This is a genomic window from Kitasatospora sp. NPDC056327, from assembly GCF_042261735.1.
Classification (GTDB): domain Bacteria; phylum Actinomycetota; class Actinomycetes; order Streptomycetales; family Streptomycetaceae; genus Kitasatospora.
Window position 1 is genome coordinate 1 of the sequence record NZ_JBHJRC010000274.1, and the last position, 11,294, is coordinate 11,294.

The 11,294-nt window shown below is 73.4% G+C and carries 11 protein-coding genes; 6 read left to right on the forward strand and 5 right to left on the reverse strand.

The window, feature by feature from the left end:
- Positions 1 to 57: 57 nt before the first annotated feature.
- Together ACFCX4_RS29155 and ACFCX4_RS29160 are read right to left on the reverse strand one after the other, a co-directional pair.
- Positions 58 to 1,287 carry a DUF349 domain-containing protein gene (locus tag ACFCX4_RS29155; protein ID WP_376148711.1) on the reverse strand — a complete coding sequence of 410 codons (1,230 nt, stop codon included), beginning with the start codon at positions 1,285 to 1,287 and terminating at the stop codon, positions 58 to 60.
- A 263-nt stretch (positions 1,288 to 1,550) separates the two neighbouring features.
- The gene (locus tag ACFCX4_RS29160; RefSeq protein WP_376148714.1) at positions 1,551 to 2,387 is read right to left on the reverse strand and encodes a peptidylprolyl isomerase; all 837 of its coding nucleotides are present in this window, start codon (positions 2,385 to 2,387) and stop codon (positions 1,551 to 1,553) included.
- Positions 2,388 to 2,669: 282 nt separating this feature from the next.
- Between ACFCX4_RS29160 and ACFCX4_RS29165 the strand changes: the two genes are divergently transcribed.
- The 4 genes from ACFCX4_RS29165 (at position 2,670) to ACFCX4_RS29180 (ending at position 7,046) form a co-directional block, all read left to right on the forward strand.
- Positions 2,670 to 3,377 (forward strand): MBL fold metallo-hydrolase, encoded by a 708-nt coding sequence (locus tag ACFCX4_RS29165; RefSeq protein WP_376148717.1) that lies wholly within the window; start codon positions 2,670 to 2,672, stop codon positions 3,375 to 3,377.
- An 11-nt stretch (positions 3,378 to 3,388) separates the two neighbouring features.
- The gene (gene hisS / locus ACFCX4_RS29170; protein ID WP_376148720.1) at positions 3,389 to 4,651 is read left to right on the forward strand and encodes a histidine--tRNA ligase; all 1,263 of its coding nucleotides are present in this window, start codon (positions 3,389 to 3,391) and stop codon (positions 4,649 to 4,651) included.
- Entirely contained in the window at positions 4,648 to 6,438 is a 1,791-nt protein-coding gene (gene aspS / locus ACFCX4_RS29175; RefSeq protein WP_376148723.1) for an aspartate--tRNA ligase, read from the forward strand. The genes hisS and aspS overlap by 4 nt, the downstream gene beginning before the upstream one ends.
- Before the next feature lie 101 nt (positions 6,439 to 6,539).
- Positions 6,540 to 7,046, forward strand: a complete 507-nt coding sequence (locus ACFCX4_RS29180; RefSeq protein WP_376148726.1) for a GNAT family N-acetyltransferase — start codon at positions 6,540 to 6,542, stop codon at positions 7,044 to 7,046.
- Positions 7,047 to 7,073: 27 nt separating this feature from the next.
- Here the strand turns inward: ACFCX4_RS29180 and ACFCX4_RS29185 are convergent, their stop codons facing one another.
- Positions 7,074 to 7,979: a LysR family transcriptional regulator gene (locus tag ACFCX4_RS29185; protein ID WP_376148729.1), complete on the reverse strand. Its 906-nt coding sequence runs from the start codon at positions 7,977 to 7,979 to the stop codon at positions 7,074 to 7,076.
- Positions 7,980 to 8,187: 208 nt separating this feature from the next.
- Between ACFCX4_RS29185 and ppk2 the strand changes: the two genes are divergently transcribed.
- Complete coding sequence (ppk2, locus tag ACFCX4_RS29190) at positions 8,188 to 9,018, forward strand: polyphosphate kinase 2 (RefSeq protein ID WP_376148732.1); 831 nt, start codon at positions 8,188 to 8,190, stop codon at positions 9,016 to 9,018.
- A 20-nt stretch (positions 9,019 to 9,038) separates the two neighbouring features.
- On the opposite strand, the gene ACFCX4_RS29195 is transcribed toward ppk2, so the two are convergent.
- Entirely contained in the window at positions 9,039 to 10,043 is a 1,005-nt protein-coding gene (locus tag ACFCX4_RS29195; protein ID WP_376148735.1) for a HEAT repeat domain-containing protein, read from the reverse strand.
- Positions 10,044 to 10,046: 3 nt separating this feature from the next.
- Positions 10,047 to 10,727, reverse strand: a complete 681-nt coding sequence (locus tag ACFCX4_RS29200; protein ID WP_376148737.1) for a HEAT repeat domain-containing protein — start codon at positions 10,725 to 10,727, stop codon at positions 10,047 to 10,049.
- Between the two features lie 102 nt (positions 10,728 to 10,829).
- On the opposite strand from ACFCX4_RS29200, the gene ACFCX4_RS29205 reads away from it, so the two are divergent.
- On the forward strand, positions 10,830 to 11,294 hold a 465-nt coding region (locus ACFCX4_RS29205), incomplete at its 3' end, for an AAA family ATPase (RefSeq protein ID WP_376148740.1).

An 11,294-nucleotide genomic window follows, 5' to 3' on the forward strand; every position in this document is an offset into this window, starting at 1 on the left:
CCGGCGGGCCCCCGGGGTACGGGCCCCCGGGGCCCCCCCCGTCGTCCGCGGCCCGGATCAGCCGCTGAACTCCTCCTGGCTGCGGTGCGCCTGCTCCAGCAGCTCCTGGACGCCGGCCAGCTCGGACTCCAGCTTGGCGGCCTTCGAGGCGTTGCCGGCCGCGCGGGCCTTGTCCAGGTCGGCGCGCAGCTTGTCCGCCTTGGCCTGGAACAGGCCGACCATGCCGGCGGCGCGGGCCCTGGCCTCCGGGTTGGAGCGCTTCCACTCGCCGTCCTCGGCCTCGCGGATCGCCCGCTCGACCGTGTTCAGCCGGCCGTCCAGCTTCGGACGGGCGTCGCGCGGCACGTGGCCGATGGCCTCCCAGCGCTCGTTGATCTCGCGCAGCGCCGCCTTGGCCGCCTTGAGGTCGGTGATCGGCAGGATCGTCTCGGCCTCGGCCGCCAGCGCCTCCTTGAGCTTCTGGTTGGCGACCTGCTCGGCGTCGCGCTCGCTGAACACCGCGGAGCGGGCCTGGAAGAAGACGTCCTGGGCGCCGCGGAAGCGCGCCCACAGCTCGTCCTCGATGTCGCGCTGGGCGCGGCCGGCGGCCTTCCAGCGTGCCATCAGGTCGCGGTAGGCGGCCGCGGTGTCGCCCCACTCGGTCGACGAGGAGAGCGCCTCGGCCTCGGCGACCAACTGCTCCTTGGTGAGCCGGGCCTGGTCGCGCTCGGCGTCCAGCGCCGCGAAGTGCGACTTGCGGTGCTTGGAGAACACCGAGCGGGCGTGCGAGAAGCGGTGCCACAGCTCGTCGTCGCTCTTGCGGTCCAGCCGGGGCAGACCCTTCCAGGTGTCCACCAGGGCGCGCAGCCGGTCGCCGGCCTCCCGCCACTGGGTGGACTCGGCGAGCTGCTCGGCCTCGGCGACCAGCGCCTCCTTGGCGGTGCGGGTCTCGTCCTGGGCCTTGGCCCGGGCGGCCTTGCGCTCCTCGCGGCGGCTCTCGATCTCGCCGGCGAGCGTGTCCAGCCGCTTGGCCAGGGCCGCCAGGTCACCGACCGCGTGCGCCTCGGTGACCTGCTCGCGCAGGTGGTCCAGTGCGGCCTGGGCGTCCTTGGCGGCCAGGTCGGTGGTGCGCACCCGCTTCTCCAGCAGGCCGATCTCCACCTCGATGCCCTGGTACTTGCGCTCGAAGTAGGCGAGCGCCTCCTCGGGCGAGCCGGCCTGCCAGGAACCGACGACGCGTTCGCCGTCGGCGGTCCTGACGTAGACCGTGCCCTGCTCGTCGACACGGCCCCACGGGTCGCTGCTCATAGCGCGTCCTCCACATGACGTCGCGCCCGCGCCGGGGCGGTACGCGACCGTCGTCCACAGTTGATGTGCGGCGGACCGATGGGCCCGCCGTCCCCGTCCGCCGGATCCTGCTGCCGAGGGTGACGGCCGGCGGGTCTGGGCACCCTATACAACGCCAACATAGGCGACCGGGCCCGGTGCTGTCCGCATCCGGGCCGGGCGATTTCGGGCCGGGGCCGCCGGACCACGCCCCGGAGGGCGGTGGCGGGCGGCCCCGGGGCGGGTCAACCCTTGGCGGCGGTCACCGAGTTGAGGGTGACGTCGGCCATCGGGTGGCCGTCGCCGCCGCCCTCCAGGGTGCCCGCGGCGGCGATCTTCTGGACCACGTCCAGACCGCCGGTGATCCTGCCGAACGGGGTGTAGCTGGGCGGCAGCTGGGTGTCCTTGTAGACCAGGAAGAACTGGCTGCCGTTGGTGCCCGGGCCGGCGTTGGCCATCGCCAGGGTGCCGGCCGGGTAGGTGGCACCGGTGAGGTTCTCGTCGGCGAACTTGTAGCCGGGGCCGCCGGTGCCGCCGGGGGCGGTGGAGCTGGCGGTCGGGTCGCCGCACTGCAGCACGAAGATGCCGCCGGTGGTGAGGCGGTGGCACTTGGTGTGGTCGAAGTACTTCTCGCCGGCCAGGAAGGCGAAGGAGTTCACCGTGTGCGGGGCCTTGGCGGCGTCCAGTGAGAGCGTCACCTTGCCGCAGTTGGTGTCCAGCGTCGCCGTGTACGCGGCGGCGGTGTCGACGGTCATGGCCGGCTCGGCCTGCCACTGCTTGCCGTTGGGGCTGCCCGCGGCCGGCTCGCCGCAGCCCTCGACCGGCTTGCGGGTCGGGACGCTCGGCTCGGTCTGGCTCTGGGTCGGCGCGGCCTGGGCGGCGGTGTTCTTCTTGTCGTCGTCCGAGTCGAAGGCACCGGTCGCGAACAGGGTGCCGCCGCCGGCGAGCACGACCACGGCGAGTGAGGCGCCGAGGACGGTGTTGCGGCGCTTGCGTGCCGTCGCCGCGGAGGCCCGGCGCTCGGCCTGACGCTCGTACTTCTCCCGGGCGAGCTGCCGCCGCCGCTGTTCGCTGCTGACCACCGGCTCTGTCTCCTACGGATATGTGCTGGGCGCGGATGTGGGGGCTTCGTGTGTGTGCGACGCCGATGCGGATCATCGCACCCATCGGCGGTCAAGTGTAGGGACCGCGACCGTAAGAACGGGGTGAACCATTCAGCTCGAAGTGAACCTGTCACGCGCATCTGGTTCGCAACCGGACCCGGACCGCCGGTAGGCTGCCCCTACACCACAGTTCACAGCCGGGGCCCTGGCCGCCGCGGCCACCGACGCCGAAGCCCCGAAGACCGACACCGAAGGACGCGCGTGTTCATCGCCGGATTCCCCGCTGGAGCCTGGGGCACCAACTGCTACCTGGTCGCTCCGGCGCCGGGCGAGGAGTGCGTCATCGTCGACCCGGGCCACCAGGCCGCCGCCGGTGTCGAGGAACTGGTCCGCGAGCACCGGCTGAAGCCGGTCGCCGTGCTGCTCACCCACGGCCACATCGACCACGTCGCCTCCGTGGTCCCGGTCTGCGGCGCCAGGGGCGTCCCGGCCTGGATCCACCCCGAGGACCGCTACATGATGAGCGACCCGGAGAAGGCGCTCGGCCGCTCCCTGGGCACCCAGCTGATGGGCGAGCTGACCGTCGGCGAGCCCGACGACGTCCGCGAGCTCACCGACGGCAGCGTGCTGGAGCTGGCCGGTCTGTCGCTCACCGTCGACCACGCCCCCGGTCATACCAGGGGGTCGGTGACGTTCCGGACGCCCGGTGCCGAGGAGCTCCCCCCGGTGCTCTTCTCGGGCGACCTGCTCTTCGCCGGCTCCATAGGGCGAACCGACCTCCCGGGCGGGGACGGCGGGGCGATCATGCGCTCGCTGGCCCGGGTGTGCCTGCCCCTCGACGACGCCACCGTGGTCCTCTCCGGCCACGGCGGACAGACCACCATCGGCCGCGAGCGCGCCGCCAACCCCTACCTCAGGCAGGCAGCGGGGGCGGCCGGCGCCCCGGACTTCCCGCGACGAGGAATGTGACGGAAGAGAAGTTGAGCACCTTCACCGCCCCCAAGGGCACCTACGACCTGCTGCCGCCCAGCTCGGCGACCTTCCTGGCGATCCGCGAGGCGATCGCCGCGCCCGCCCGCCGGGCCGGCTACGGCTACGTCGAGACCCCGGTCTTCGAGGACGTCAAGCTGTTCTCCCGCGGCGTCGGCGAGTCCACCGACATCGTCAGCAAGGAGATGTACACCCTCACCACCAAGGGCGGCGACGAGCTCGCGCTGCGCCCCGAGGGCACCGCCTCCGTGCTGCGCGCCGCGCTCCAGGCCAACCTGCACAAGCAGGGCAACCTGCCGGTCAAGCTCTGGTACTCCGGCTCCTACTACCGCTACGAGCGCGCGCAGAAGGGCCGCTACCGCCAGTTCTCGCAGGTCGGCGCCGAGGCGATCGGCGCGGAGGACCCGGCGCTGGACGCCGAGCTGATCATCCTCGCCGACGACGCCTTCCGCGCCCTCGGCCTGAGCGACTACCGCCTGCTGCTCAACAGCCTCGGCGACAAGGTCTGCCGTCCGGTCTACCGCGCCGCCCTGGTCGCGTTCCTGGCCGGCCTGGACCTCGACGAGGACACCCGCCGCCGCGCGGAGATCAACCCGCTGCGCGTGCTGGACGACAAGCGCGAGGCGGTGCAGGCCCAGCTCGGCGGCGCCCCGGAGCTGCGCGACCACCTCTGCGAGGACTGCAAGGCCTACGACGAGCGGGTCCGCGAGCTGCTCACCGCGGCCGGGGTGGCCTTCGTCGACGACCCCAGGCTGGTCCGCGGCCTCGACTACTACACCCGCACCACCTTCGAGTTCGTCCACAACGGCCTCGGCGCCCAGTCCGCGATCGGCGGCGGCGGCCGCTACGACGGCCTGTCCGAGATGATCGGCGGCCCGGCGCTGCCCTCGGTCGGCTGGGCGCTCGGCGTGGACCGCACCTTCCTGGCCCTGGAGGCCGAGGGCGTCGCCCTCGAACTCCCGGCCGCCACCTCCGTCTACGCCGTCGCGCTCGGCGAGGAGGCCAAGAACGTCCTGTTCGCCAAGGTGACCGAGCTGCGCCGGGCCGGCGTCGCCACCGACCTCGCCTTCGGCGTCAAGAGCATCAAGAACGCCATGAAGTCCGCCGACCGCTCGGGCGCCCGCTTCGCCCTGGTCGCCGGGGACCGCGACCTCGCCGAGGGCGTCGTCCAGCTCAAGGACCTCACCACCGGCGAGCAGAACCCCGTCGCCCTCGACGCACTCGTCACCACCCTGAAGGAGAAGCAGCTGTGATCCGCACGCACGACGCGGGCACGCTCCGCCCGGAGCACGCAGGCACCACCGTCACCCTGGCCGGCTGGGTCGCCCGCCGCCGCGACCACGGCGGCGTCGCCTTCATCGACCTGCGCGACGCCTCCGGCACCGTGCAGATCGTGGTCCGCGACCTCGACTCGGTGCACGGCCTGCGCGCCGAGTACTGCGTCAAGGTGACCGGTGACGTCCGGGTGCGCCCCGAGGGCAACGAGAACCCGGACATCCCCACCGGGGCCGTCGAGGTCGTCGTCAGCGCCATCGAGGTGCTCTCCGAGGCCGCGCCGCTGCCGTTCCCGGTCGCCGAGTACGAGCCCGGCACCGTCAACGAGGAGGTCCGCCTCCGCTACCGCTACCTCGACCTGCGCCGCGAGGGCCCCGCCAAGGGCCTGCGCCTGCGCTCCAAGGTCAACAACATCATCCGCCGGGTGATGGAGGAGAACGACTACCTCGACATCGAGACGCCGTACCTCACCCGCTCCACCCCCGAGGGCGCCCGCGACTTCCTCGTCCCGGTCCGCCTGCAGCCCGGCCACTGGTACGCCCTGCCGCAGTCGCCCCAGCTGTTCAAGCAGCTGCTGATGGTGGCCGGCATGGAGCGCTACTACCAGATCGCCCGCTGCTTCCGCGACGAGGACTTCCGCGCCGACCGCCAGCCGGAGTTCACCCAGCTGGACATCGAGGCCTCCTTCGTCGACCAGGAGGACGTCCTGGCCCTCGGCGAGAAGATCATCGGCGCCGTCTGGCGCGAGGTCCACGGCTACGAGATCCCGGACCCGCTGCCGCGGATGACCTACGCGGACGCCATGGGCCGCTACGGCTCGGACAAGCCGGACGTCCGCTTCGGCCAGGAACTCACCGACCTCACCGCCTACTTCAAGGGCACCGACTTCCGGGTCTTCCAGGCCCCGTACGTCGGCGCGGTGGTCATGCCCGGCGGCGCCTCGCAGCCGCGCAAGCAGCTCGACGCCTGGCAGGACTGGGCCAAGGCCCGCGGCGCCCGCGGTCTGGCCTACGTGCTCATCGACGCCGAGACCGGCGAGCTGCGCGGCCCCGTCGCCAAGAACCTCTCCGAGGAGCACCTGGCCGGCCTGGCCGCCGCGGCCGGCGCCAAGAACGGCGACGCGATCTTCTTCGCGGCCGGCAAGGAGCGCGCCTCCCAGGAGCTGCTCGGCGCCGCCCGTCTGGAGATCGGCCGCCGCTGCGAGCTGATCGACGAGTCCCAGTGGGCCTTCCTGTGGGTCGTCGACTTCCCGATGTTCGAGCCGATCGAGGACGACAAGGGCGCCTTCCAGGGCTGGCACGCCGTGCACCACCCCTTCACCGCGCCCACCGCCGAGTCGCTGGCCACCTTCGACACCGACCCGGGCGCCGCCCTGTCCAACGCCTACGACCTCGTGCTCAACGGCTCGGAGCTGGGCGGCGGTTCGATCCGCATCCACCAGCGGGACGTGCAGAAGCGGGCGTTCGACGCGATCGGCCTCTCCGAGGAGGAGGCCGCCTCGCAGTTCGGCTTCCTGCTGGACGCCTTCAACTACGGCCCGCCGCCGCACGGCGGTGTCGCCTTCGGCCTGGACCGGATCGTCACCCTGCTCGGCGGGTACGACACCATCCGGGACGTCATCGCGTTCCCGAAGACGTCGACCGGCGGCGACCCGCTGACCGGCGCCCCCACCCCGATCACCCCGGCGCAGCGCCGCGAGGCCGGCGTCGACGCCCAGCCGAAGGTCCGTGAGGACGCCAAGTCCGAGGCCCAGCCGAAGGCCTGACACCGCATCGGCCGGCATCGGCTAACCTTTCACGGCCCCGGACGGCATTTCCGCTGTCCGGGGCCGGTCCACAACGGTGTGCGACACAGAGAGGGATCCCTGTGAAGGTCAGTACCAGAATCGAGTGTCCCGAGGACGCTCCCGCCACCAGACGTGTTCACATGGCCGCCTTCCCCGGCCCCGACGAGGCGGACCTGGTCGACGCCCTGCGCCGCGACCCGGCCTGGCTGCCGGAGCTGTCGGTGGTCGCGGTCGACGACGGGGGTCTGGTGGTCGGTCACGCGCTGCTCACCCGGCTGCGGGTCGGCAAGGGCAAGGGACTGGCGCTCGCGCCGGTCGCGGTGGCGCCCGAGTGGCAGCGCAAGGGGGTCGGCGAGCTGGTGGTCAAAGCCGCGCTGTCGGCCGCCGGGGAGGCGGGCGAGAAACTCGTCGTGGTGCTCGGTGACCCCGACTACTACGGCCGCTTCGGCTTCATCCCGGCCCAGCGGCACGAGGTGAGCGGTCCGTTCGAGGTGCCCGACGGGTACTTCCAGGCACTCACGCTGCCCGCGTACGACGGCTCCCCGCGGGGCCTGTGCCGGTACCCCGAACCCTTCGAGGCCGTCTAGCGCCTCCCAGGCCGTCCGACTCCCCCGTCAGGCCCGGATGCTGAACGCTATCGTGGCCCGGCAGCTGCGCACGAACGCGGCCATCGCGGGCGTCGGCTTCCGGTCCTTCGGCCAGTAGAGCCCGACCTGGCTCGGGCTCAACCCTCGCACCGGCCGGTACGCGACATCCTCACGCGGTGCCAGCCGGCTCATGGTCTCCGGGGCGAAACCGACGCCCTGGCCGCACACGACCGCGGCCAGGTACTCGTCGGTGTTGTGCGCCACCGCGCCGATCCGCACAGGTCGCCCGCCCCGCTCCCGGACCGCCAGCCAGTAGTCCCGCCAGTGCCCGGCCTCGTGCGGGATCGCCACGAAGGGCTCGTCCAGCAGCTCCTCGAAGTCGATCACCGCACGGGCCGCCAGCGGGTGCCCGGCCGGCAGCGCCGCGAACCGCGGCTCCTCGCCCAGCACGGCCACGCTGTACCGCTCCCGCAGCGAGGGCGGGGCGTGCCAGAGGGTCAGGTCGATCTCCCCGGTCGCCAGGCCCGAGGTCGGGTCGAACCAGTTGTTCTGCCGCAGCTCGACCTGCCAGCCCGGCATCCGGCGGGCGAAGTCCGCCACCGTGCGCTGGGACATCAGGTTGATGATGCCGCCCTCGAAGCCCACCCGCAGCGTCGAGCCCTGGTCCGCCGCGGCCGCCCGGGTGGCCCGCAGCGCCTCCTCCCAGCCGGCCATCAGCAGGCCCGCGTGCGCGGCCAGCTCCCGGCCGGCCCGGGTGGGGGCCATACCGCGCCGGGACCGTTCGAACAGCTCCACCCCGAGCAGGTTCTCCAGCTGGCGGATCTGCTTGGTCAGCGTCGGCTGGGAGACGAACAGCCGGGCGGCCGCCGCGGTCAGCTGTCCCTCCTCGCAGACGGCTGCGAAGCTGCGCAACAGGCGGGTGTCGACATCCATGCCCCAAGGTTATGGAACCGGAAATTGGACCCGTTCGGCAGGTCTGCGTCATGGTTGATCGTTCGGTCTTCGGACCGGTCCACGGGGGAACCGGGCAGCGGCGGTTCAGGGGGCCGCCGCTGCTCGGCCGGCACCCCCGACCTGCGGAGATCCGTTCGAGGACGTACGGTGAAGGGTCATCAGCACCCCGCCGAACGGAGGCCCCCAGGTGGCAGCGAAGGCCCAGCGCGAGCAGAGCGGCCCGCAGGAGCGGCTCGGGAGGAAGCCCTACGAGCGCGAGCTGCTGAGGCTGCAGCAGGAGCTGGTGAAGCTCCAGGAGTGGGTCCGGGCCGAGGGCGCCCGGCTGGTGGTGGTGTTCGAGGGGCGCGACGCGGCCGGCAAGGGCGGCGCGATCAAGCGGGTGACGGAGTATCTGAACCCCCGCATCGCCCGGGTGGCGGCACTGCCCGCGCCCACCGAGCGCCAGCGCACCCAGTGGTACTTCCAGCGGTACGTCGAGCACCTGCCGGCCGCCGGGGAGATGGTCCTGTTCGACCGCAGCTGGTACAACCGCGCCGGGGTGGAGAAGGTGATGGGCTTCTGCACCGAGGAGGAGTACTGGCAGTTCCTGCAGCAGTGCCCCACCTTCGAGCGGATGCTCACCGAGTCCGGCCTGCTGCTGCGCAAGTACTGGTTCTCGGTCAGCGACACCGAGCAGCAGAAGCGCTTCCGGGACCGGCTGGAGGACCCGATGAAGAGCTGGAAGCTCTCGCCGATGGACGTCGAGTCGATCACCCGCTGGGAGGACTACTCGCGGGCCAAGGACGAGATGTTCCTGCACACCGACACCCCGGAGTCGCCCTGGTACGTGGTGGAGAGCGACGACAAGCGGCGGGCCCGGATCAACATGATCGCCCACCTGCTCTCCACCCTGCCGTACCACGAGGTGAGGCCGCCGAGGATCGAGCTGCCCGAACGGCCGGCCTCCCGGGGCTACCAGCGGCCGCCCCGCGACCTGCAGCGCTACGTGCCGGACCACGCGGCGGGGCTCGGCACGTAGCGGGCCCCGCCGGGCGGCGGTCAGCGGGTCCGGCGCAGGGTGAGGACGTACGCCGCGGTGAGCGCGACGGCGCGGTCCTCGTCCCGGGCCAGCCCGGCGAGGGCGCGTGAGGACGTGACGCCGGGGACGTCCGCGAGCGCCTGCGCCAGCCGGCGGCGGGCGGCGGCCCCGAGCGCGCCGTGGGTGAGCCGGCCGACGATCCCGGTGGCGATCCGGTCCGCCGGTCCGGGGTCGCGGGCCAGGACGGCCAGCGCGTCGGCGGCGTCGGCGTCCTTCCGCTCCCCGACGATCATGTCGATCAGCTCCGGGACGGCGTCGGCCGCGCCGCGGGCCCCGAGCGCCAGGGCCGCCTGCCCCCGCACCACGGGGTCGGGCCCCGCCAGCGCCTCGCGCAGCAGGCCGGTCGCCGCGTCGCCCGGGATCTCGGCGAGCGAGCGCACGGCGCGCTCGCGCACCTCGGCCCGGGCGGCGCCGAGGCCCCGTGCCAGCTGCGGCAGCGCCTCGTCGCCGCACTGCGCCAGCGTCCAGCGCAGGGCCCCGGCCACGCCCGGGTCCGGCTCGTTCAGCACGGCCTCGACCAGGGCCTCCACCGGCACCGGGGCGTCCCCGGCCGCGGACAGCGCGGCGCGCTGGCGGGCCTGCGGGTTCGGCGACCCCAGCGCCTGGAGGAGGGCGACGGTGTGCAGCACGTCCTCCCAGCCGGTCGGCTCCGCCGCACCGATCCGGCGCAGCCGGGTGAGCAGTTCGGTCTCGGCCGCGATGCGCTCGCGGGTGCGGCGGACGAGGTCCTCGACGAGCCCGGCGGGCGTGAAGCCGGGGTCGCCGAGCGCCCGTCCGACCTCGCGCAGCGACAGCCCCAGCGACCGCAGGCTCTCGATGTGGAAGATCCGCCGGATGTTCTCGTCGGAGTACTCCCGGTAGCCGGAGACGCTGCGGCCGGTCGGCCGCACCAGGCCGAGCTCCTCGTAGTGCCGGAGCATTCGGGCGCTCACCCCGGACCGTCGCGCGACGTCACCGATCAGCACTGCCTACCGCCCCTCCCGGCGGCCCGGGCCGTCCGGGCCGAGGGCGACGACCCGCTTCGCCTCCTCGACCGCGAGGTCGAAGCCGGCGTCGGGCTCGCGCCACAGCCGCTCGGTGGCGAGCGCGTGCGTGCGGACCCGGGGGTCGGGAGCCGTCGCCGCGGCGCCCAGGGCCGGCAGCATCGCCTCTCCGAGCCCGATCAGGGCCCGGCTGAGGCTCAGCCGCGTCTCGCGTCCGCCGCGTCCGAGCTGTGTCGCCAACCCTACGGCCAGCGCCGCCCGGCCACCGTTGGGGACGAGCGCCACCGCCGCCCGCCAGGCGCTGCGCGCCACCTCGTCGTCGGCGTCGGCCAGCAGCTCCGGCGTGACGGCCGGCCAGGCCCGGCCGTCGCCGATCTTGGACAGGGTGTGCAGCGCCTGGCTCCGGGCCTGTGCCCGCTCCGAACGGAGCTCGGCGACCAGCGCCGGCACCGTGCGCTCCGCCGGGTGGCGGGTGAGCGCCCAGGTCAGCATCTCGCGCACGTAGAACTCGGGCTCGACCGCGCAGCGCTCGACGAGCCTGCCGACGGACCGGGGGCGCGGGCTCGTGCCGACCGCCAGCGCGGCGTTCAGCCGGACCGACGGGTCGGCGTGCTCCAGCGCCCGGAGGGCCTGGGCGGTGCGGGTGTCCGTGGTCGGTTCGGTCATGGGGACCACCTCCTGGCCCGCAGTGAAGACCTTCTCACCGTGACAAGGTCAAGCGCCGCCGGACCGCACCGCCCTGTCGGCGCGCTCGCATAGGCTTCCGGTGTGGACGAACCGGACCTCTTCACCGCCGCCGCCGAGGAACGCCAGAGCAAGGAGCCCGGCCGGGCGCCGCTCGCCGTGCGGATGCGCCCGCGCACCCTGGACGAGGTGGCGGGCCAGCGGCAGCTGCTCAAGGAGGGCTCCCCGCTGCGCCGGCTGGTCGCGGGGTCGCGCGGTCCGGCGGCGACCAGTTCGGTGATCCTCTGGGGCCCGCCCGGCACCGGCAAGACCACGCTCGCGCACGTCATCAGCCAGGCCGTCGAGGGGCGCTTCGTCGAGCTGTCCGCGATCACCGCCGGGGTCAAGGAGGTCCGCGCGGTCATCGACGGCGCCCGCCGCGCGGTCGGCATGAGCGGCCGCGAGACGGTGCTCTTCCTCGACGAGATCCACCGCTTCTCCAAGGCGCAGCAGGACTCCCTGCTGCCCGCGGTGGAGAACCGCTGGGTCACCCTGATCGCGGCGACCACC